The sequence below is a fragment of the Nostoc favosum CHAB5714 genome (genome assembly GCF_020829495.1).
GTDB classification, from domain to species: domain Bacteria; phylum Cyanobacteriota; class Cyanobacteriia; order Cyanobacteriales; family Nostocaceae; genus Nostoc; species Nostoc favosum.
The window spans coordinates 156804-178009 of sequence record NZ_JAIVFQ010000003.1; the positions used below are offsets into that span (position 1 = coordinate 156804).

General features: G+C 43.2%; 15 protein-coding genes, 17 tRNA genes and 2 pseudogenes. 27 read left to right on the plus strand and 7 right to left on the minus strand.

Annotated elements, in window-relative coordinates; translation table 11 throughout:
* Positions 1–102: 102 nt before the first annotated feature.
* Positions 103–1785, minus strand: a complete 1683-nt coding sequence (locus tag LC586_RS03720) for a hypothetical protein (protein ID WP_229483114.1) — start codon at positions 1783–1785, stop codon at positions 103–105.
* 605 nt (positions 1786–2390) lie between these two features.
* On the opposite strand from LC586_RS03720, the gene LC586_RS03725 reads away from it, so the two are divergent.
* Positions 2391–3086: an esterase/lipase family protein gene (locus LC586_RS03725; RefSeq protein ID WP_229483116.1), complete on the plus strand. Its 696-nt coding sequence runs from the start codon at positions 2391–2393 to the stop codon at positions 3084–3086.
* Between the two features lie 352 nt (positions 3087–3438).
* The gene (locus LC586_RS03730) at positions 3439–4098 is read left to right on the plus strand and encodes a cytochrome b N-terminal domain-containing protein (protein WP_229483117.1); all 660 of its coding nucleotides are present in this window, start codon (positions 3439–3441) and stop codon (positions 4096–4098) included.
* A gap of 74 nt (positions 4099–4172) precedes the next feature.
* Here the strand turns inward: LC586_RS03730 and LC586_RS03735 are convergent, their stop codons facing one another.
* Entirely contained in the window at positions 4173–6092 is a 1920-nt protein-coding gene (locus LC586_RS03735) for a cation:proton antiporter (protein WP_229483118.1), read from the minus strand.
* 310 nt (positions 6093–6402) lie between these two features.
* Here LC586_RS03735 and LC586_RS03740 point away from each other — a divergent pair.
* Positions 6403–6475: transfer RNA gene (locus LC586_RS03740), tRNA-Glu, on the plus strand.
* Between the two features lie 89 nt (positions 6476–6564).
* Here LC586_RS03740 and LC586_RS03745 read toward each other — a convergent pair.
* The 3 genes from LC586_RS03745 to LC586_RS03755 form a co-directional block, all read right to left on the minus strand.
* Positions 6565–7170 (minus strand): SRPBCC family protein, encoded by a 606-nt coding sequence (locus tag LC586_RS03745; RefSeq protein ID WP_229483120.1) that lies wholly within the window; start codon positions 7168–7170, stop codon positions 6565–6567.
* 8 nt (positions 7171–7178) lie between these two features.
* Positions 7179–9197 carry a GAF domain-containing sensor histidine kinase gene (locus LC586_RS03750; RefSeq protein WP_229483121.1) on the minus strand — a complete coding sequence of 673 codons (2019 nt, stop codon included), beginning with the start codon at positions 9195–9197 and terminating at the stop codon, positions 7179–7181.
* Positions 9198–9822: 625 nt separating this feature from the next.
* Positions 9823–10158: a ribbon-helix-helix domain-containing protein gene (locus LC586_RS03755; RefSeq protein ID WP_109011785.1), complete on the minus strand. Its 336-nt coding sequence runs from the start codon at positions 10156–10158 to the stop codon at positions 9823–9825.
* A gap of 71 nt (positions 10159–10229) precedes the next feature.
* Between LC586_RS03755 and LC586_RS03760 the strand changes: the two genes are divergently transcribed.
* From LC586_RS03760 to LC586_RS03770, 3 genes are all read left to right on the plus strand, one after another.
* Positions 10230–10481: a hypothetical protein gene (locus LC586_RS03760; protein ID WP_100899950.1), complete on the plus strand. Its 252-nt coding sequence runs from the start codon at positions 10230–10232 to the stop codon at positions 10479–10481.
* Positions 10482–10616: 135 nt separating this feature from the next.
* Positions 10617–11123, plus strand: a complete 507-nt coding sequence (locus tag LC586_RS03765; protein ID WP_229483234.1) for an HNH endonuclease — start codon at positions 10617–10619, stop codon at positions 11121–11123.
* A 16-nt stretch (positions 11124–11139) separates the two neighbouring features.
* Positions 11140–11529, plus strand: a complete 390-nt coding sequence (locus LC586_RS03770) for an alr0857 family protein (protein ID WP_229483123.1) — start codon at positions 11140–11142, stop codon at positions 11527–11529.
* 97 nt (positions 11530–11626) lie between these two features.
* Here LC586_RS03770 and LC586_RS03775 read toward each other — a convergent pair.
* Positions 11627–12517, minus strand: a pseudogene (locus LC586_RS03775) (polysaccharide deacetylase family protein).
* A 195-nt stretch (positions 12518–12712) separates the two neighbouring features.
* On the opposite strand from LC586_RS03775, the gene LC586_RS03780 reads away from it, so the two are divergent.
* From LC586_RS03780 to LC586_RS03875, 20 genes and pseudogenes are all read left to right on the plus strand, one after another.
* Complete coding sequence (locus LC586_RS03780; protein ID WP_229483125.1) at positions 12713–12907, plus strand: hypothetical protein; 195 nt, start codon at positions 12713–12715, stop codon at positions 12905–12907.
* Between the two features lie 158 nt (positions 12908–13065).
* Positions 13066–13281 (plus strand): hypothetical protein, encoded by a 216-nt coding sequence (locus tag LC586_RS03785; protein WP_229483127.1) that lies wholly within the window; start codon positions 13066–13068, stop codon positions 13279–13281.
* A 212-nt stretch (positions 13282–13493) separates the two neighbouring features.
* Positions 13494–15007, plus strand: a pseudogene (locus LC586_RS03790) (group II intron reverse transcriptase/maturase).
* Positions 15008–15164: 157 nt separating this feature from the next.
* Positions 15165–15238, plus strand: a tRNA-Asp gene (locus tag LC586_RS03795).
* A gap of 73 nt (positions 15239–15311) precedes the next feature.
* Positions 15312–15384, plus strand: a tRNA-Cys gene (locus tag LC586_RS03800).
* Positions 15385–15394: 10 nt separating this feature from the next.
* A tRNA-Met gene (locus LC586_RS03805) sits at positions 15395–15470 on the plus strand.
* Between the two features lie 3 nt (positions 15471–15473).
* A tRNA-Trp gene (locus LC586_RS03810) sits at positions 15474–15545 on the plus strand.
* A gap of 145 nt (positions 15546–15690) precedes the next feature.
* Positions 15691–16701 carry a hypothetical protein gene (locus LC586_RS03815; RefSeq protein ID WP_229483129.1) on the plus strand — a complete coding sequence of 337 codons (1011 nt, stop codon included), beginning with the start codon at positions 15691–15693 and terminating at the stop codon, positions 16699–16701.
* Between the two features lie 107 nt (positions 16702–16808).
* Positions 16809–16890, plus strand: a tRNA-Tyr gene (locus LC586_RS03820).
* A gap of 4 nt (positions 16891–16894) precedes the next feature.
* A tRNA-Ser gene (locus LC586_RS03825) sits at positions 16895–16982 on the plus strand.
* Positions 16983–16986: 4 nt separating this feature from the next.
* A tRNA-Arg gene (locus tag LC586_RS03830) sits at positions 16987–17061 on the plus strand.
* 21 nt (positions 17062–17082) lie between these two features.
* A tRNA-Phe gene (locus tag LC586_RS03835) sits at positions 17083–17157 on the plus strand.
* Positions 17158–17163: 6 nt separating this feature from the next.
* A tRNA-Asn gene (locus LC586_RS03840) sits at positions 17164–17238 on the plus strand.
* Positions 17239–17388: 150 nt separating this feature from the next.
* A tRNA-Gln gene (locus LC586_RS03845) sits at positions 17389–17461 on the plus strand.
* Between the two features lie 3 nt (positions 17462–17464).
* A tRNA-Gln gene (locus LC586_RS03850) sits at positions 17465–17540 on the plus strand.
* Between the two features lie 6 nt (positions 17541–17546).
* Positions 17547–17620: transfer RNA gene (locus LC586_RS03855), tRNA-Leu, on the plus strand.
* A gap of 177 nt (positions 17621–17797) precedes the next feature.
* Positions 17798–17871: transfer RNA gene (locus LC586_RS03860), tRNA-Ala, on the plus strand.
* Positions 17872–17877: 6 nt separating this feature from the next.
* A tRNA-His gene (locus LC586_RS03865) sits at positions 17878–17951 on the plus strand.
* Positions 17952–17958: 7 nt separating this feature from the next.
* Positions 17959–18041: transfer RNA gene (locus tag LC586_RS03870), tRNA-OTHER, on the plus strand.
* A gap of 262 nt (positions 18042–18303) precedes the next feature.
* Positions 18304–18374: transfer RNA gene (locus LC586_RS03875), tRNA-Lys, on the plus strand.
* 93 nt (positions 18375–18467) lie between these two features.
* Here LC586_RS03875 and nagZ read toward each other — a convergent pair.
* Positions 18468–19556, minus strand: coding sequence for a beta-N-acetylhexosaminidase (gene nagZ, locus LC586_RS03880; protein WP_229483131.1), 1089 nt, complete (start codon positions 19554–19556; stop codon positions 18468–18470).
* A gap of 383 nt (positions 19557–19939) precedes the next feature.
* Here nagZ and LC586_RS03885 point away from each other — a divergent pair, with 383 nt between their 5' ends.
* Positions 19940–20896: a phytanoyl-CoA dioxygenase family protein gene (locus LC586_RS03885; protein ID WP_229483133.1), complete on the plus strand. Its 957-nt coding sequence runs from the start codon at positions 19940–19942 to the stop codon at positions 20894–20896.
* The last annotated feature ends 310 nt before the right edge of the window (positions 20897–21206 follow it).

Here is a 21206-nt window from a genome sequence, read left to right on the forward strand (position 1 = left end):
GGCTTTCGCAATCAAGTTGGAAAGCACTAGCTTTCAAAAGGACTGATATCACTTGGCTGTGCCATTGAGCTTCTATCTTAATCCAAAATCACCTGCTGGTGATTATTTTTCTAAATTAGATTTTTGTCTGTTTTCCTTCACTTCGCGCAACCGTTCTACTAATTTTCCATCCGATTCAGCAGAGGCTGTAGGCTGACTCTTATTGACTCTTGGTAGCACTAACGGTTCGGAAGTAGTAGCCGACGGTGAAGGCGTAAGCTGGTTATTTCTGATTTGCAGTTCAGAGAATGGTTTAGAATTAACTGCTGCTGAGGGCGTAGGTTGATTGCTATTGACTGCCGGTGCAGATAATGGTTTAAGAGTACCTGTCGGTAAGGACGCAGGCTGGTTATTTCTGATTCGCAGTTCAGATAATGGTTTGGGAGCAGCTGTCGGTGAGAACTCAGGCTGATTGCCATTGACTCCTGGTGCAGCTAATGGTTTAAGAGTACCTGTCGATGAAGGCGTGGGCTGATTATTTCTGATTCGCAGTTCAGGAAATGGTTTGGGGGTAAGCTGATTGTTATTGATTCCCGGTGCAGATAATTGAGTAGTCCCAGTGGTGTTGCTAGTATTGTTTTGAAAACTTAGGTTAAATGGATAGGAACTGATCCGTTTATCTCCCTTGGGAGATTGCTTGTTGAAGTATTCCCTTGCTTCTGATTTCAATTCCGGGGAAACTAACTTGTCTTGAAACTTGATATCTAAGACCTTACCATCAGGATCTACCACTAATACACCCAAAACAGCACCTTCGAGATTTGGCTTCTTCGTGGGTAATGTTTGACGGATGACTGGTTTTTGTTGAGCGTTGGGGTATTGTTGCTGGACTTCTTTTCTCAGGTTTGCGTAAGAGTCTAGCTGTGCTATAGCCAGTTGAGTTCCTTTGGCAGATAAATCGGGTGTCTGTGACGTAGTTCCCCTAATTAGGGTTAAGCTATCCCCAGCCCTTGAAGCTTGTTTTAGAGAATTTATCAGCGGGTTTTGATCAATTCTAGACGCATCATTACCCGATTGCGTCATTTGTGAAGCCGTATTTCCCTGTCCTGTTGCAATGGGGCTAGTGTCAGATAAGTTTGGAGATTGGGCATTTTGCAGAATATCATCAGGTATTTGCTGCGACTGCAATTGTGGCAATCTATTTACAGCCAACGGTTTTTGCAGAATATCATCAGGTATTTTCTGCGATTGCAATTCTGGTAATCTATTTACAGCCAACGGCTGAGGTGCCTCGTATTTGGTGTCACTGACATTTACACGAGGAGCCGATCGAGAGAATTTAGGGCTGGTATTGAATTTAGAACTATCAAATTTAGAGGCGTCAAATCCCAAATTACCACTAGGAATCATCCGCAAAGACTGCCTTGTAGGCAAGGAGGAAACCCGATAGTTATTCGATGATGCGGGTAGCGGAGGCAGTACTAGCTGACTGGATGGCGCTGGTGCCACTGGGGGCAATAGAGTTTGGGCGCTAAAGTTCGGAGGAGAAAGTGGCGCTATTGGAGGAAGTTGTTGTAAACCAATTTGGGGCGTGCTTTGCGGCAAACGGCTTTGGTCGGCTTGGCTCAATTCTAAAAGTCCGACGGTTTTTGATGATGCTGTATCTTTGGGTTTGCTAGAATCCATAGGCATCAATGGCACAATCATCGCGATCGCACCGTGGATGCCAAGAGAAGCTATAGCTGCTATCCCAATTGGCTGGCTTAAGAGTTCTGGTATATTTTTAAACAGGGAGACGTAAGACATAGCTGTTATCGTTCACTCGGCTCAGTTGCAGTTGACTAGCGATTTTCTCTTTGTGACTATCTTGCAAAAAATGCGTTCCTCTAAGGAAATAATAACTTCCTATCCTGGCAATGAAAACGCCAAAATTGCCATTTATTCAAGTTTTTAATTGATTAATGACGCTGTATCATGTGTTCCAGTTTGAGCTTGCTAAAGAGATATTTTAAAAATTACTACTTTTGATTTCTTAATTCTTATGACGCACGCAATTAAAATTAATATCTGGGATATTTATAAAGTTTAAGTGAACGTACAAGTCTTAGCACATTACAACATCTGCTGAAGTTGCCTTGTTTTTTATACCGTTTTCCAGTCAACTAAGCTTCTGTAACAGATGGCACACTTACTTATCCGAGACTAGTCCCTATGTGAAAATACTACCACATCAGCAGTCCCTAAATCTGTTGCAAATTGTACAATTCTATTGACATTCTAGCCCTAAACCCCACCAAAGCTATTTGGGTTTTTATAAAAGGAGTCAGTCATGCGATCGCAATTCTAACTTTTGACTTCTTCTTCGTCAAAAAACTTCAAACCCTTATCAATCATTGCATCCAAAATTTAAAATGCCGTTACCGACAGTTATTGTACCTGGATATCTAGAAAGTGCGATCGCTTACCGCCAACTAGAACAATCCCTACAACAGTTAAATTTTCCCGCTGTTACAGTACCACTGCGACGGCGTGACTGGCTACCCACTATTGGAGGAAGACCTGTAACGCCAATTCTGCAACAACTCGATCTTACAATCAAGCATACATTGCAGCAACATAATGCTACTCAAATTAACTTGATTGGTCACTCAGCGGGAGGTTGGATATCCCGCATCTACATGGGAGAAAAGCCTTATTTGGCAAGAGGTAACGTTAAACCATCTCTTTGGGAAGCGCATCCCCTGATTGCTACTCTCATCACCTTGGGTACACCTCATATTAGCCAAGAACGCTGGACGCGCTCCAATCTAGATTTTGTCACCAATAACTACCCAGGAGCTTTTTACAAAAACGTTCATTACGTTTGTGTGGCTGGCAAAACTATCTTTGGCCAAAGGCGGCGCGGTAGCTGGTTAGCTTACAGTAGTTACCAATTAACCTGTGGTAAGGGCAACACTTGGGGAGATGGAATCACACCCATTGAAGCTGCTCACCTAGAAGGGGCAGAAAATCTGGTGATTGAAGGTGTGAGGCATTCCCCGAGAAGTCCTGGAATTTGGTATGGTTCAGCAGAACCCTTAAAAGCTTGGGTGCAATATTTGATTTAACTGATATCTGGCGCTAGTCCCAACAATCACCTAGCAATGAATTACTAGGCTATCGTCTAAAAACGACTAGTAAACGCTTCCAGTCCACTTGAGTGGACTTGGGCTATTAGCCTCAGACTTAAGTCTGAGGCGGGCCAGTACCGCAAGGCGAAAGTCAAAAGTATTGTATTCCAAGCTCTTACGCCATTTGAAATCGTATGTTTATTTTCGCGCCGTTAGCTCATTGAGAATTGTGTTATGTATCCGATTTAAAAAACTATATTTTTATTTGGGTAATGCAACATTTATTAAAATTTCTTAGCTAAAATTGTAATAGTAATAAATACCTAGTTAAGAACAGGAGGGGTGAGCTATGCAAAGCACCCAGTTCGATAGGATTTTGCGACGAGTAGCGACGATAATATCGGTCGTGATTCTGACTTTGTGCTTAATTTATATCTCTACCGGAGTAATGCTTTCTTTTTACTATGAACCGACAGCAGGCGGAGCTTATAACTCATTGAAGATGATTAATACACAACTGCCATACGGGTGGTTGTTTTGGAGAGCGCATGATATTGCTGGTAACGCAGTAATTGCGATCGCTCTGATTCAAATTGTGGTGATGTTTTTAGGTCGGCAATTTCGCAAGAGTTGGCTTGCCGCTTGGATTAGCGGGATTTTGTTAACCTTAAGTGCGATCGGGCTGAATTGGACAGCGATGATCCTAGATTGGACTCAGGAAGGATACTGGCGTTTTAGCATTGAGCTAGGAACCATCGAAGCTATTCCTTTTATTGGTGGGCAACTGCGCGACATCCTGACTGGTGGTGGAGCCATTAACACAGTTACCGTCGAACACCTTTACACAATCAACAGTTATCTGATTTCCGTGGCGACCCTAATTCTTGCCATAGTGCATTTATCTGCTTTACTCTGGCAGGAATGGGAAATATATCAAGAAACGCCAAGACCAGAAATTAGTAATTTACAACAACCGCCAGAAAGCGAATTTATTCCTTCCCAAAGCTAATAAAGAGTCAAAAGTTAGGAATTCTTTCTTCCCTCCCCTGCTCCCCTGCTCCCCTGCCCCTCTGCCCCTCTGCCTCACCCCCCAGGAACCTCACTAGCGGAAAATTGAGACAACTGGGCCAGCGATAGGTCTTCAACCTCTGGTAACTTTTCTAGAGAGAGGGGAGTGGATTGGGTAGCACCAGATAAACGTTTTAAAAGGCTAGGTCTGGGGTCATGCAACAGGTAAATAATGCGATCGCCAATTTCCCACTCTTGGTTAGCTGGCATTACCTGTAAGCGTTCTTCTCGTTCTATCAATAGCGGTATCAACACCCCAGTCCGAATCTTTTCTTGGATGCGATCGCATTGAGTAGAAAACTCCAACTCATCTAACGTAGTTGTCCCTAGCTTGACGCGCCCATCATTCAAATATTCATTCCAAGTTTTAATCGCTAAGTCTGGGATAAAAGCTTGATTAACTTTATTACTAACCGAAATATTCGCTTGCGGATCGCGGGGGAAAACAGCTAAGACGCGCGGCGGCTTAAATTCCTCAGCTGCTCGTTGAGCCAAAACAAAATTCACCTCGCCATTACTAGTCATAGCCAAAAAAGTACCCATAGAGCCAAGTCCTGCCTCTTCCAAAACAGCAGCATCTAGCCCACTGCTAGCAATCACCCGCAGATTTTGCGCCTCGGCTTGCACAAGACATTCGGGGTCAGTATCAATCATGACTACGTTTTCTCCCCGTTCTTGAAAGAAGCGGGCAATCAAAAGACTTAACGGATTACAACCTACAATCACTGCCCCAGTTACGTCTTTGGAAGTGATTTGCAGCCATTTAGCAATCCAGCCAGCTGTTAGCCCTTGGCAGACAACAGTCATGATAATTGTGAGGAAAACTAAAGCTTTGATAGAATCACCGCCGTTAATGCCACGCTGTGTCAGCGAAATCGCAAAAAAAGAAGCGACAGAGGCAGCAACAATTCCTCTAGGAGCAACCCAGCTTAAAAACAGTTTTTGTCGCCAGTTTAAGTCACTGTTCCAGGTACACAAGAGGATATTAATTGGGCGAACGACAAACATTAATACCAAAACAGTGAATAAACTACCCCAACCTAAAGCAAACACACTGGCAATGGATAAATCAGCAGCTAATAAGATGAACAGCACCGAGACGCTGAGAATTGTCAGCTGACCCTTAAAGCTCCTTAATAGGCGTTCTTCTGGGACTGAGGAGTTAGCAAAAACTGCTCCTGCAACTACTGTTGTCATTACTCCCGATTCACTGCGGATCATTTGCGATAAGGTAAACAGGCTCCAAAGTATCGCCAATACCACTAAGTTTTTTAACTCGAATGACAGAAAACTGGCGCGTTTGAAAATCAAACTCATCAGATAACCGCCAGCACCACCAATTGCCGCACCAACACCCAGGCGCATCAGCAAACCGACGATCGCATTAATGGGGTCAGCATCGCCATTTAAAATCGTATCGAGGACGACGAAGGCGAGTATAGCCCCTACAGGGTCAATTAAAACCCCTTCTCCTTCCAAGAGTGTTGCTACTTGCCGATCTACATTAATTTGTTTGAGCAAAGGGCCAACGACGGTTGGGCCTGTCACCACAACGATAGAAGCATAGAGAAAAGCTATGTTCCAGGGGAATTCACCTAGCCAGTGAGCAGCCATACTCCCACCAAGCAATGTGATCAGCGTTCCTAGAGTGACGAGCAATTGTAAGCTGACTGAAACTTTACCTAACTCTCGCAGATCCAAGTTAAGTCCGCCTTCAAACAAAATGATTGCCGTTGCTAGAGCGACAATAACTTCCAATCCAGTGCCGAGTAAATGGGGATGCAACAGCCCGATGCCATCAGAGCCAAAGAGGATGCCCAACAGCAATAACAAGACGATGCTGGGTATCCGAAAGTATGCAGCCAGCACTTGGGCGCTAATGCCTGCAAGGACGGCGATCGCCATCTGTAGGGTAATTTCAAAAGATGCTTCCATGTTGTAGATTTTGAGCGATTTATTTCAAAATCTCTTGTAAAAAACCGTAGATATTAACTTTACAGGGTACAACATCATACTCTTTGTCCATTGCTGAATTTAGCGTTTTTCTATCTGGGCGTCTCTTTAACGTTGACGCACCCGGGGGCTTCCTGCATAAGCTTCTACGGAATTCTTTTGGTGTCTCCATATGCTTTGTATCCTCTTCAACTTTTGCCTCCACCCAGTTTAGCCGCCACAAACTTTTTTTGGCAAAAGCTGTTGACAAAGGCTAGGAAATTGGTTACCTTATAAAAGGTCTGAGTCCGACGCCCCCATCGTCTAGAGGCCTAGGACACCTCCCTTTCACGGAGGTAACGGGGATTCGAATTCCCCTGGGGGTACTTAAAAACAATAGAAAAGCAAAAGTATTTTTTGCTGAAATCTACGAAATTAAACTATCATTCAGGGTTTTTCCTGAATGATAGTTTAACTATACATAAGGTTCTTTACTGGCTAAATTTTCTACACGTTGGTGAATAGCCAGGAGATTTAACCGCAAATCTTTACTAAGGCGGTTTTCAATGATTCCCACTGGCATAGTCAGTTTAGGCCAGACTTGAATTGTGTAGCAAAGATTTGTTCCTACATACTCTCCAAGAAAATAAGGCTCTAAGCACCAGCTACCAGAAAAGCCTTTAAAATCTCCCTCTACCATGCGGAAGTTAATTTCTTTAGGGAAGTATTCTTCCAAATCCAAAACTACTCGCGCACTAAAGTTGAAATTCAGTAAGCGCTGGGAGCCTACTTGCTCCAGTCGAATACCACCATTGGGATGCTCGATTAGACGACTCTTGGCGAGGTTGGGGAGAAAGTCAGGTAAGGATTCATAATCTGTCAGAACCTTCCAGATTTGTTCCACTGGTTGGGGAATTTGAACTTTAGCGCTGATTTGTCGCTGTCGCTCTGCTATTTTCTCAATTTGAACTTCTACCTTAGCTGCCATTACTGCATCAGCAGTAAAATCCTCTTCGAGGTTGATGTCATCATTAAGAGACTGGAGATCAAGGCTCTCTGTTGCGTTCTGTTTTTTAGTCACTTTCAGAATTATGGTTTGCTTTCGTCAGAAAATTGGGGCAGAGTCAGGGTGAAGCAAATTTCGCTCTGTTCAGAATCCGAAATTGGGAGACTTTCAACTGCGATCGCTCCATTCAGATGCTGCACTAAAGACTTGACTAAAGCAAGTCCCAAGCCAGTCCCCGGAGTCCAGCGCCCTTTTCCGCGACGGAACTTGTCAAAGATATAAGTCGCTTCTTCTTGAGAGATGGCATGTCCTGTATTCGTCACCTTCATGATAACTTGATCAATTTGTTGATCAACTTGGTGAGAGGCTTTAAGGTGGACAATAGTATCATGCTCTGAGTATTTACAGGCATTTGTTAACAACTCTTGCAGGATGCGGTCAAAACTCTCCAGTTCAGTTTGCAGTTTTAGCGATTCCTCTGGTAAATCTACAGAAATCTTTAATCCCTTCTCTGCGAGTTTTTTCTCGAAAGATGCTGCTATATCCTGAATTTTAGTATTTAAATCTATAGATTCTAATTGCGGGGCTTCGTGAGGCGACTCTAGTTTCTGGAGTGTCAACAAGTCATTAATCAAGTTGATTTCTTTTGTACATTCCTGCTCTAGGATATCCATGTATCGAACCTGACGCTCTGGCGCGATTCCTGGCAAACGTAAGTTCCGAATTGACATCAGCATATTTGTCAAAGGATAGCGCAAGCGATCGCTCATGTTGCTCAAAAATTCATCTTTGAGTTCATTGAGTTTCTGCAACTGCTCAACATACTGCCGGGTTCTTTCATGCAATTTTGCCTGGAGTTCCAGACTACTCTGTAGTTTCGCCGTTCGCTCATCTACCAAAGTTTGTACTTGGCGCAATGTCTGTGCCTGAATTATGGCGTTACTTAGTTGAGCACAAACCATTTCCACAAGATTTAATTCTGCTGCTTGCCAACTGCGAGTCACAGCTTGCTGTAGCACCAAGAATCCTAAGATTTTACCTTGACTTTCTAATGGCACTAATAACACCGCAGGCAATTGTTCTATTGCAAATAATGGAGCAGCTGACGAAGTATCTTTTTGCTCTGTGTAATTATCGAAGATTACTGATTTTGCAGAATCTATGAAGGCACGCTGGCATAAACCACACTCCGAAAGCAAGAAAGACTGATCTAAGGTATCTGGTTTAGTAGTCCGATAAATTTGGGTTTCCTTAGCCCATTCACCAACCACTCTAGCTTTCGCTTTAGGAACTTGTTTTTTAGCTTGAGTCCTAAATAATGGGTCTGTATATTTTAGTAGTATAAGCAAACCCCGATCTGCCTGTAGAGATTCGGCAGTAGAGGCGATAACTAACTGGAGCATTTGATTAAGCTCCAAGTTGCTACGGCTCAGTAGTGTTAGTTGCTTGATCAAGCTTTGATACTGATTGCTCTTTTGCAGATACTGTTGTTGATGAGCAATTAGCTGGGCTTGGGCTACGCGAGAAAAAGCGATAGCGCAAGCCGATTCCACCTCTTTTAGCAGTTGTTTTTCTGATTCACTCCAGTCATAGGGTTGGAATTTAATCAGACTAATCACCCCATTATTATTGCCACCAAACCGGGTGGGAATTGCCAAAACTGCTTTTATCGGTAGTGGCAAATATTGACACCCAATTACCAGACTGTTCTGAATAATGGAAATATCTTCAATAGTCAATGGTTCCGCAGCACATTGCAGCACTGGCGAGTGCATAAGCAACTGTTCTATCGAAAACATCTCTTCTGGGTGTGGTAACGCTAGATACTCATCAGCACACCAATTAGTAGTAATTGCTTCCTCGGATGTCTCACCAGTTACTGAAACCAAGCAGCAACAATCTACTTGAAAGACAACTCCTAGCAATTGGGCAATATCTTGCAGCATCAATGCTGTAGCGGAGCTATTGGCAATGATTTGGTTAATCTTTTGTACCAACTTGCGGGCAGGTTCTTCCTGATGCTGCATCAGCTTGACTTGGTAAGGTTGTAGTCGATCTATGTCATCTACATAATGTGGCGGCGACGATAAAGGCTTTTTCATTTTTGGCATGCCCTTGGATAATAACTCCATTGTTTTTGCACCCAACCTCTTGGCATATTGTTCACCGTTAGTTGTGTTGCTACACCTTGATAATTGACAAATCTTGTATGAATACTTTCTCTCACCTGTTATAGCCCTTTTCTATGGCAGATGGCCAAGTTCCCGCTATTTTAAGAAAATTGCTACATAGGTAGTAAGACACTTAGGATATTCTAAAATGACCCAGCCTGATTATTTCTGGCTGCTTTATCTTCTTTATATTGAGATAATTAACTAACTTTGACCTAGAATATCCTGTCTGTAAGTATACATAAACCGTAATTTCTCTGGAATCTCAAGAAAATTCCCCAGAAATACCCGTAAAAACACTGCATCTATTTTAAAGATTTTGTAAAATTTTGTTTTTATTTTATTCCATTTAACAAGCCATTCTTTGATCTATATTGCTCTCAATCAAATATAACTAAGCCAGAGCATCAAACAGAGTTACCTTGTAGCAGCAATGGAGTACAGAAGTTAAAATTCTTAATAATCAGTTTTACTCATTGGAGAAAATAAAGCTAAGGTCTCAATGCAGCCCAATTACTTAGTAAAAATAACTGAGCTGCATTGCCTGAATATAAGACTATCCAGCCAAACTCTCGACACTTAGAGGAACCATATCCCCATTCCTGGTCAGCCCTAACAACATTGGTTCTTGGGGTTGAATTAGTTGACCTGTGAGTACACAGCGTTCTTCTTGCTGAGCTGTGGCAGCGATGCTAGCTCGAATGTCGGTTCGCGAAAATCGAGGCTTCCATTCACCTGATTTTTGCTGGACATAATTCCAAAGGATATCTCGGATCAAAGCTTGATATCCCTGATTGCCAGCTATTTCTTTGAGCTTATCTTTCAGTTCCCGCTCTAGGCGGATGCTGGTAACTTCCATATCGGTGGTTGGGGTGCGAGCGATCGTATGCATCACTATTTCTCCTTAAAGGTATAGACAAGATAGTAATACAAGTGTAGTATGTTTAAAGCGATATTCAATAGGTGAAATTTTCTGTGAAATCCATTTACCCCATCTCTACTTCAATTTTGTGCGCCACCAATTGCCGAACTGGTTGGGAATCAGCTGCTATGGAAGTGGAGTATTTATTTATGGGCGATGGTAGCCGAAATCATGGGCAAATCACAGAGGGTAATTATGATTTTAGACATCTCAGCATTAGTGCGCTGATTGCAAAACCAGAACTAGATGAAGAAACGGGGGGGTACAGACAAAGGAATACTGTACCGATATAAGACCAGAAAATTTTCCGGTCAATTCTAACCCCCGCTTCACCGAAAACTTGAAGCGGGGGTTTTTTTATAAGGAGTTAAGCTGTGACGATATCTTCTCTGCGAGACGCTGCGCGAACAATGCGCGGCGCGAACGCAATGCAAGTGTTAGAGCAATCTGTGGTGGTGTTTTCTCAAAATTACTTGCCACTGTGTCGGATCAATATCAAGCGGGCAATTGTGCTGTTACTAACAGACAAAGCTCAACCGCTAGGTTTTACCACAGAAGGCGGATGGCGAGTTCACTCACCCAGTTTGGTAATTGATGTCCCAAAACACATTCGCTTAACAATTACTTCTAATGAGCGGATGTGGAAAGTTCCGCCAGTGAATCGGCGGGAAGTGTTGCGACGAGATCATCACACTTGCCAATACTGCGGTAGTGGCAAACATCTAACGCTAGATCATGTGATGCCGCGATCAAGAGGCGGTTCTCACACTTGGGATAACGTAGTCACAGCTTGTGAGAAATGTAACTCCCGTAAAGGCGATCGCACCCTGTTTGAGGCTGGTATGCAACTGCGTACCAAACCAAAAGCACCAATCCACCCCGCGATTTCTTTTGCCGAACAGTTTTGGATAGATATGCAAGGAAGCCTGGAATAACAGGAGAGCATAAGGAATGCTGAAATTAACTTACACTGAAAGCAGCTTTTATTTGGAATGTCTCACTCTGTCGCTAGAAGAATGGGTAGCGCAGCGAGTGATTTTAGCCCTGCGAGTTGGGCAAAGTTTATGTATTGAACCGAGTACCGCTTCCTTTTTGCTTCCTGTTGATTTGCCAGGAGTAGAAGTGCTTAAGGCTGAGGTAAAAAGAGATGACAGAGAAATCATTGCCCTCTGTGCCTGCGATGCCGAATATATGGAAGTCACCCTGCGGGGTTCTTGGCTATTAGATAGTTCTAAGGATGCTGTAGGTGTGTTTTTCACCACTATGAGCGATCGCGCTGAGTTCTTTTTGCACAAACTCTGGCAAGAATCTCAAGCTTGTGCTTCTGTCATGAGCGAATAAACGAAATAGTAGGGTGACTCAATTTTGGATTTTGGATTATTCAATCTAAAATCCAAAATTTAAAATCTAAAATTCAGGGAGTAATATTTCTCCCTATTTATTGCGCCATTTTTAACAATTCGGGAATTGTCACAAATCGGTAGCCTTGCTGTTTGAGTCCACTGATGATTTGTGGCAATGCTTGTGTAGTTCTTTGGCGTAGACGCATTAGCGAAGCGGTAGCGACGAAGGAGCGTCAGCGGCTTGTCCTAGACATCGCCACCACCGTCATGCATCAAAACAATAGAACCTGGTTTCGCGGCTTTCAATACATTACTTACAAATGCTTGCGGTTTGGCGTGAGGATCAGTATCGGCTGAAGTTAGCGACACATAATTACAGCGTCTTTCTGGCTTTTGGCGTAAGCGGCTAGTCCGTTGTTTAAAAAGCCTCCAGGAGGACGAAACAGAGCAGTTTTAACTCTTGTAGTTTTGTATATCAAATCAGCTATGTGATCAATTTCACTCTTGGCTGTAGCTTCATCCATTCGTCGATACCAATGATGCCAAGTATGGTTGCCAATGGCGTGTCTCTCGGCTACCTCACACTTGGCTAGGTCAGGATTTGCTTGCAAAGCTTGTCCTACCCAAAAGAATGTCACCTTAACATCATTTTGCTTCAGGATATCCAACATTTCTAGGGTTGTCTTCGGCCAGGACCCATCATCAATGCCTAGAGCAATAACCTTCTCGTTATTTCTGGGATGTACCTGATAAACTGTTTTTCCCTGAAATTTAGCTGGGACTGTAAAGGTAGGGTTTTCTACTTTGGCTGGCGGTAGTTGGGCATTAATTTGGCCCTTTGCTGGATGAGCTTGAACTTGTGCAATATGGATTTTGCTTAAAGGCTTGTTCAACCCCAATTGTAGGGAGATACTACAAGCTGTAATCGTAGAGGCGATCGCTACAAAACTAATTATCTGTTGTCGCTTGCAGGAGTTCTCTGTCACCTCAGGCTTTTAAAGATTCACCCAAGCATAACTGTAGTTTGACATTTCAGAAGCGCTAATTAAGTTCAAACCTAAGTACAGAAGCTTTTCTAGACAATTTAAAAAAAATTTTCTGAAACCCCTTGACACCTCTTGTAGTGTTTTGTAGTATAAATGTAGTGAGGTGAAAGACAAAGCTTCTCAAGGGTCAAAGTTATGTTCTACATACAACTAAAGGACAGACGTTGGAATAAACCAAAGTCCCCAGTCACCAAAGCTGTTCCTACTTGCAAACCATCGGAAGTAGAAGCAATCAACCAAAAAAGTTTTAAGTTTGCACTTAGCAAAACCACAGAATACATCCGTAATACACAACAGGCTTGCTACCTAGAGTTTCGGTTGTTTTCCTAACAGTTTCTAACAGTTAAAAGTAATTTTTCTGAACCTTGAAAACTAGTGCGATTCGTTGTAGCGGAAATCGCGTACATTGCGTACATAACGCTACCAACCTTGTAAAGGTTGAACTCTCGGTCTGATGTGGGTGAAAGTTCCACCTACCAGACTCAGGTATGACTCCCTATCTGTCCACGCCGACTAGACTCGGTAATCTAGAGAGCGAAGCTGGAACCAGGGCGCAATCAGACATCCGTTGTGGGGTGACACTGGCGCTAACGGGGAGTTCCCAAGGTAAAACAGAGCCTAGAAAAGCAACCTACAAGGAGATGAGGCACAACGAAAAACCCTCAATCTTGCTAGAGCTAACACCCGCCACACATCTAGTTTAGTAGTGGCAAGAGTCTTGGGGATCTAGCGGTTGAATTGGCTATACCTAAAGGAACTAACAATCTAACCGAGGGAACGAAGAAAAACGAATTGAGGGTCAAGGGACAGGTCGAACTCCTTTGTAGGCTAGACGAGAAGATGAAACCCCTCAGTTCGGGTAGGACAGACCGTAACTGGTCTGAGGTGTTCAGAGAACATTCATTAGAGTCAGAGCATGATTAGACACAGTAGCAATACTAGTGAATCCTGGAAAACTCTACCTTGGAAGCAATTCCGACGTAATTTATTCCGCCTACAAAAACGGGTGTTTAAAGCAGTTCAAGCTGGAGACAAGCGGAAAGCGAGGTCACTGCAAAAACTGATTCTGAAATCCACCTCAGCGAGATTATTGGCTATCCGGCAAGTAACTCAGCTAAATGCGGGGAAAAAGACTGCGGGTGTTGATGGCAAAGCGTCCCTCAAGCTTGAAGAACGCATAGCGCTTGAGGAAACCCTCAAGTCCAGCAGCAATAACTGGCATCATAACAAACTAAGGGAAATCCCAATACCCAAGAAGGATGGGAAAACCCGGATACTCAAAGTCCGAACTATGGCAGACAGAGCGTGGCAATGCCTTGCAAAATATGCCCTAGAACCAGCTTGCGCGTTGCAACCTTCCACGAAAGGAGTTACGGGTTCAGAACAGGACGATCAGCACACGATGCCCAAAAAATCCTCTTTCTAAACCTGCAATCTACCAAAAATGGAATAGGAAAACGAGTGATAGAACTCGATATCGAAAAATGCTTCGATAGGATAAGCCACACCACAATAATGGATAACCTCATTGCCCCAGCAGGTTTGAAGAAAGGTATCTTTCGCTGCCTCAAGGCAGGTACTAGTCCAGAGTTTCCTGAACAAGGAACGCCTCAAGGCGGAGTGGTAAGCCCCCTATTAGCAAATATTGCGCTCAATGGAATAGAAGAAATACATCCATCCATCCGCTACGCGGATGACATGGTAATTATCCTCAAACCCAAAGATAATGCGGAAAAGATACTTGAAAGAATCAGCCAGTTTCTCGCTGACAGAGGAATGAACGTCAGTAAAAGCAAGACCAAAATAACTGCTACGACAGATGGCTTTAATTTCCTCGGCTGGCACTTCAGGGTGCAAAGCAACGGAAAATTTCGGAGTGTCCCTTCAGTGGATAACTTCAAAGCATTTCGTCAGAAAGTAAAAGCCATAGTCAACAACTCGAACTATGGTTCCAAGGTAAAAGCTGAAAAATTAGCTCTCTTGGTCAGAGGATGGAGGAACTACCACCGCTTCTGCAAGATGGTAGGTTCAAGGTTCTCCTTGTACCACATCCAACGCAGAGCTTATGAGGTGTTCAACAGGGAAACGAAGAACGACCGATACACAAGCAAGAAGTTGCTTGACAAGGCGTTCCCTGCAATTCCCTACTCCGAAAACAAACACGTCAACGTCAAAGGAAGCAAATCACCTTTCGATGGAGACATCACCTACTGGAGCGAACGAAACAGCAAGCTCTACGACGGTGAAACCTCTAGAGCCTTAAAACGGCAACGCCATTCATGTGGACATTGTGGACTAAAAATGTTTGGGGAAGAGAGAGTACACTTACACCACGTAGATGGAAATCATCACAACTGGAAGGCTAAAAACCTACTAGCCATTCACGAAAGCTGCCACGATTACATTCACATGGGCAAACGCGAAAGCTAAGAACATCGGGAGCCGGATGCACGGAAACGCGCACGTCCGGATCTAACAGAGAGGTGCGGATGATAATACATCCCATCGACTCTACCAATAAGAAATGGGCAAGTTCACCAAAAATCTGTGCCTAGAAGCTTAAATATTAGGCACAGATATCAACTATGGGGGTATAGCTCAAATAGCTAGAGCGATCGCCTGTCGAGCGATAGGTTACGGGTTCGATTCTCGTTGCTCCCGTGTAGCCTTGTGGACGACTAGATAAGTCGCTGTGCCTCTCAAGCGCGTGCAACTTCCGTCGAGGCTCCTAAATGGCTGAGTAGCCAAGTGGTCGAAGGCGTCGGTCTGCAAAACCGATATCGTGAGTTCAAATCTCACCTCAGCCTCTGGTGCGATCGCAGCGTAGCTTAATCAGCAAAGCCCCAGGTTCATACCCTGGTATATGCGGGTGCAAATCCCGCCGCTGCCACCAAATGCAGGGATGGTGTAACGGCAACACCTCGTGACTCCAAATCCGATGTTCTAGGTTCAAATCCTAGTCCCTGTGTCAGAACCTATCCCACTAATAATATATGTGTTACAAAGCTTAACTGGTGTTTAGACTAAAAACAGGCGTTCGCCAAAAAATAGTTATTTTGTACTAAAACTAAGCCGGAATGCACTGGTGTAAAAAATAGAGGGCGGTATAAGCTATGGGACAAAGAGCAAATCTAATTCTTGTCGAAAGCGGTAAGTACCAGTTGTTCTACAACCATTGGTGCGCTAATACGATATATCGCGATTTGTTTTGGGGCGTGGAACACGCCGTCGAGTTCATTCGAGCGCAGCAGGAAGTTGACGAATCGGGTTGGCTTGACGAGGTGTGGGCGGAAGGCGGCGCGGTGGTCGATCTTGACAAGCGAGTTTTTCTGATTTTTGAAAGAGAGGACATTGCCTCTGACGTTCAATTGCGCCGAGTGTATCTCGACGTTTTGCGCTCTGTCTGGCAGGGGTGGCAAGTGCGATGGGCTTACGAGGGAATTGCCGACATGGCGGACTACGTCGGCTTCCCGCGCGAAAATGTTTTAGTTGAAGTAAAAAGCGAAGACGTTTTGCGATTCGAGGTGTTGCAACAGCAAAAACTCGGCTGGATCGACACGGTGGCGAGCATTGTCACCGAAGACAAGGCGGTAAAGCTGTTTCCGCTTTACGACAATACGCAAGACTATCTCTACTATGGAAGTCCGTTGCTTGCCGCGATTCGTGAATATCAAGGCTTAGACGATCTAATAATCGCCGACGGCGACCAATTTCCCCGCGGCGGGTTTCATCTTGATGTCATGGCAAGAACGCTCGAGTTTTGGGTAGCACCAAGCATACCCGACATTAAAAACCGCGTGCGGCGAAAGTGGCAAGGTTGGAGCGTGCAGTCACATCGCGACCGATTCGAGTTTCAGGCGGAGCGAACAAGCGGGCGACTGCGGTTTCCCACCGGATTTGAACGCGACTTTAAAACGGAAATCAAAAGGATGCTGTTGGGCAAGATGGCAATAAGCGGAGCCGAATTGATTTTACAAAGGGTTCAAGCTCACTTGGAGGAAGGGCAAGAGGTCAAGGTAAACCCGTGGATAATGGCGGATGTTCGCCTTGACGTGGATTTAATGCAGCGGCAAGAGATTTTGAACCGGGCGTTCGAGGCGTTGTCGCAGAAACAAAAGAACTAATGACTGGACTTTAGACTAAAGGTGAGTTTCTTGAACATGACTGATTTAGTCTAAACTCCAGTTCAAAGCACAAATGCGAGTTCAATTCTCGTCGAGGGAATGATTATGGGTCGGTGGCCGAGTCTGGCTGAAGGCGACAGTCTGTAAAACTGTTCTTTTTGCACGCAGGTTCAAACCCTGCTCGACCCACTATGGAGAGGTGGCTGAGTGGCCCAAAGCGTCCTCCTGCTAAGAGGAAACGGGTAGTTTACCCGTCACAGGTTCAAATCCTGTTCTCTCCGCTTTGAGAGTGTGGTGTAATCGGATAACATCTCAGTCTACGAAACTGAGGACTTGAGGGTTCAAATCCCTCCGCTCTCGTTACACGATCTCTTCTCCTATCCCCCGGTAGCTCAGTTGGTAGTTAGCGCCTGTTTGAAAAACAGGAGGTCGTCGGTTCGATTCCGACCTGGGGGGCTTCGTTGCCTCATAGCTCAATGGTAGAGCAAGCGGCTGTTAACCGCGCGGTTGTAGGTTCGAGTCCTACTGAGGCAGCCAATCATAATTCGTAATTACTAATTCGTAATTCGTAATTAAATAGGGGTTGATACCCACGTTTTTATAAACGGCTTTTATGTTAGTCGGGATTTAAATCCCCGTCACAAAACATAATTACGAATTACGAATTAGTAATTACGAATTGTTTAATGCCGGGTGGACGAATTGGTAAGTCGCATCGCTCTGAACGATGAGGTTGCAGGTTCAAACCCTGCCCTGGCAATAAAGCCCTGTGGTGTAATTGGCAACATAGCGCCCTTTGAAGGCGAAGATTCCAGGTTCGAGTCCTGGTGGGGCTGCCAAACTTTGCTCTTGTAGCCCAATTGGAAGAGGCTGCCGTCTCAAAAACGGTGTGTTGTGGGTTCGATTCCCACCAAGAGTAGCAAAATTTGCTCCTGTAGCCCAATTGGAAGAGGTGGCAGACTTAAAATCTGTTTTGTTGTGGGTTCAAGTCCTACCACTCCCGCTTAAACAAGTCAAAAGTCAAAAGTCAAAAGAAAGAATTTAATTATTTCTTTTTCTTTATTACTTTTTACTTTGCTATTTTCACTTGTTTGATGGGGTCATAGCTCAAATGGCTAGAGCGCCTGTTTTGCAAGCAGGAAGTTATGGGTTCAAGTCCCATTGATTCCACTGATGGTGTCTGAAGCCAAAGTGGTCGAGGCGCTGGTTTGTGGAACCAGTCATAGCGGGTTCAAGTCCCGTCAGCCACCCTTGAATGGAAGATGCCGCTGAATGGACGGCAACTGGTCTTGAAAACCAGGGTATGGGCAACTATAGGGGTTCGATTCCTCCATCTTCCACTTATCCACCTGAAGCCGAAAAGTGAGGCGCTGTGCTGATAACACAGAAATAGAAGGGGCAGTACCTCCCTGGTGGATTTATACAGCAGAATTCAGAATTCAGAATTCAGAATTCAGGAGTAAAACACGCTTTATACCTGGGTAACAGATTTAGCTTGTGTACCTCACCTTCCTTGAAATCTGCTGTATCTAGTGTTGGTGTTACAAAGGTTGCGATGTAAGTATACGATCGCACTTGCTCATTTCTTATTTAAATTAACTAGGGTGGTTGGCATAACGGCTGTGCAGCAGGCTTTTAACCCGCAGAAATAGGTTCGACCCCTATACCACCCACTAAGCAATTCAAAATTCAAAATTCAAAATTAGAAATGCAATCCTAGCCAGCCTTTTGGCAATTGCTAATATGTAATTTGAATGCACCTTAGATTATGAATAGCAACTAGCGATCGCTAGTTGAGCATGTTGCAATAGTATATCTTTATCCAAAATTTGTACGGTATATTGCGGTGTTACTGCCAGTAGTTTCTCAATTCTTTCTCTGGCTGCTTCCACTACTGATTCATCTAAGCTACCCTTGCTGAGGGAATCGACGAAATCTTCAGCAATCTGATAAGTTCTTTCAATAGATGATGAATTAATATTACGCGAGACAATAAACAGGTCGCAGCCTGCATGAAATGACCGCGCTACAGTACCAGCTTTAATAAACATATCTGAGATCGCTTTCATATCTAAGTCGTCAGATACAACTACTCCCTCAAAGCCAAGTTCCTCTCTAAGTATGGTTTTGAGAATAGCCTGCGAAAGCGTTGCTGGCACATCAGCATCTATCTTAGGAAATAAAATATGGGCAGTCATGATTAAAGGAATCTGTACTTCGATTAAAGCTCTGAAAGGTATAAGTTCTCGAAGTCGCACATCTTCTAAAGTTAGATTCAGTATTGGTAGCTCAATGTGAGAGTCTTTGCTGGTGTCTCCATGTCCGGGAAAGTGTTTGGCGCATCCCAAAATTCCTGAATCTCGAAGTCCAAGGTAGTAGTCACGCGCACCTTGAGTAGCAGTTTCGGGAGTGTTACCAAAGGCACGAGATCCAATCACGGGGTTGTGGGGATAGGAAAAAATATCTGCTACAGGTGCCCAAGATAAATTTATTCCCAGTGATTTTAGTTCTAATGCTGTGGCTTTTGCTACTTCGTGGGCGTGCGATCGCAGCAATAACGCATGAGGAAACTGGGTAATCGGCAGTGGTGTACGAATAACACGACCTCCTTCATGATCCAAAGTCATAAACATCGAATCACGTTCAGTATATTCTCGTATCTGATTGTTTAAATCTTTGAAGCTTTCTAGCCAAATCTGATATGGGATGCCATCCAAAAAGTTCTTGGCAAAAAAGATTACTCCAATCGGTCTCAATTCATTAAGGGCACGTTTATCATCATCGCTTAATGTCGTGCCAGAAATACCTAGAATCAGGTGATGTCCAAAGCACCTTAGCTCCTGCGATATTGGCATAATCCTTTACCTATACTTGTGTAGCAAACAACTGGGACATTCAACCTATGAAGACATAAACCCTGATTCTACACTTTTATGGGGAGTGGGAACTTTTAAAAGGCAGGAGGGAAAAAATTTTCCGTTTGCTCTCCTACTTGTTGAACAATGCCCTATGCTCACTACCCTTCAACCTCTCAGTAACTCTTTAAAAAAGACTGACTTATAAAAAGAAAGAGTAAATAGACTCTCAGCAAGTATTATTCATTATTTCACAATTAAGATACAAATTACATGATATTACTTACATAAGTATAGATTAGTGTTTCCGCAAAAGGATTTTTGCGGTACTCCTTTGGAATCACTCTGTGAATGCATCCTACTATCTGAATCTCAGGAGACTTATGTCTATAAGTTTATTCAACAACTATCTAGATAGAATTTTTTCCAATTTTTATAATATTTGTTATGAAAATTATAAAGGATTGACTAAAAACCCGAGATGGCTTTTAATGCGTAAAATTGCCCGATTTAAAACTGGGCGAACTATAATGATATTTTTGTTAAAACCCTCAAAAAAATTATGTTCATCAGTTGTTATTGAGAGCAATAGTTGTTTTACAGATGTGAATGTAGACGACGTTGTTAACACCCTCAAAACTGAAGGATTATATTTGGGAATTAATTTACCCCAAGAGATTGTTAAAGAAATAGTCGAATTTGCTCATTCAACAGTTTGTTATGGCAATCGAAAAACAAATATGGGTTTCTTCTATCATCAAAAAGAACAAGCTCAAATCAATTCAGGAAAACATTTTATTATCGGTAGTTATTTTAATACGTCTTTGCTTTGCCCTGCTATAAAAAAACTTCAAAATGATCCAAAGTTATTGGAAATAGCTGCTAGATATTTAAATGCCCAAGCAGTACATCAAGGGAATATGATGTGGTGGAGTTTTTCAGGAAAAACAACGTATTATGAAAAAAGCCAAGCTGCTCAATTGTTTCATTACGATATAGACGATTATCGGTTTCTAAAGTTTTTCTTTTATTTGACTGATGTAGATGATCAAAGCGGCCCTCATGTCTGTGTTCGTGGTAGTCACAATAAGAAGAAGCTGTCACATCTTTGGCTACGTAAACGGGAGACAGATGAAGAAATCATCGATTATTATGGTTCTGAATCTTTAGTAAAGATTTGTGGCAACACTGGTTTTGGATTTGTGGAAGATCCGCTTTGTTTTCATAAAGGAATTACTCCTACTCATAAAGACCGTTTAATATTACAAATAGAATTTGCCCGAACTGACTATGGAATGCAGCACGATTTCCGAGCATCTTCCTTACTGAAATGTATTTAGGTAACTTATATAGTAATGAGTTTACTCTTCAGTTTCCACAATTGTAACCCAGTTACCATAGTAAAAATACTTAGATGCAATATATTTGGTCTTTATTTTTACACTAATTAAGTGTTTGCAGAACAAAAATATCCTGGAAATAAACTGGTAGTCTTTCACCACTGTCCGAGATATTTTCTTAGAGCAGATAGACGGATTCCAAAAGAAATCAACTAGTTTAAGACCACGTTTGAGATTAACTATTTTTAGTTAAAGGAATTACTTTATGTTTGCCTAAATTTCCTGAATGTAAATTTAGATGAAATGCTTC

Excerpts from the sequence above, each read along its gene's own strand:
- LC586_RS03720 (WP_229483114.1), bottom strand. The coding sequence starts at position 1,785 with ATGTCTTACGTCTCCCTGTTTAAAAATATACCAGAACTCTTAAGCCAG.
- LC586_RS03725 (WP_229483116.1), top strand. The coding sequence starts at position 2,391 with ATGCCGTTACCGACAGTTATTGTACCTGGATATCTAGAAAGTGCGATC.
- LC586_RS03730 (WP_229483117.1), top strand. The coding sequence starts at position 3,439 with ATGCAAAGCACCCAGTTCGATAGGATTTTGCGACGAGTAGCGACGATA.
- LC586_RS03735 (WP_229483118.1), bottom strand. The coding sequence starts at position 6,092 with ATGGAAGCATCTTTTGAAATTACCCTACAGATGGCGATCGCCGTCCTT.
- LC586_RS03750 (WP_229483121.1), bottom strand. The coding sequence starts at position 9,197 with ATGAAAAAGCCTTTATCGTCGCCGCCACATTATGTAGATGACATAGAT.
- LC586_RS03755 (WP_109011785.1), bottom strand. The coding sequence starts at position 10,158 with ATGCATACGATCGCTCGCACCCCAACCACCGATATGGAAGTTACCAGC.
- LC586_RS03765 (WP_229483234.1), top strand. The coding sequence starts at position 10,617 with ATGCAAGTGTTAGAGCAATCTGTGGTGGTGTTTTCTCAAAATTACTTG.
- LC586_RS03770 (WP_229483123.1), top strand. The coding sequence starts at position 11,140 with ATGCTGAAATTAACTTACACTGAAAGCAGCTTTTATTTGGAATGTCTC.
- LC586_RS03780 (WP_229483125.1), top strand. The coding sequence starts at position 12,713 with ATGTTCTACATACAACTAAAGGACAGACGTTGGAATAAACCAAAGTCC.
- LC586_RS03785 (WP_229483127.1), top strand. The coding sequence starts at position 13,066 with ATGACTCCCTATCTGTCCACGCCGACTAGACTCGGTAATCTAGAGAGC.
- LC586_RS03815 (WP_229483129.1), top strand. The coding sequence starts at position 15,691 with ATGGGACAAAGAGCAAATCTAATTCTTGTCGAAAGCGGTAAGTACCAG.
- nagZ (WP_229483131.1), bottom strand. The coding sequence starts at position 19,556 with ATGCCAATATCGCAGGAGCTAAGGTGCTTTGGACATCACCTGATTCTA.
- LC586_RS03885 (WP_229483133.1), top strand. The coding sequence starts at position 19,940 with ATGTCTATAAGTTTATTCAACAACTATCTAGATAGAATTTTTTCCAAT.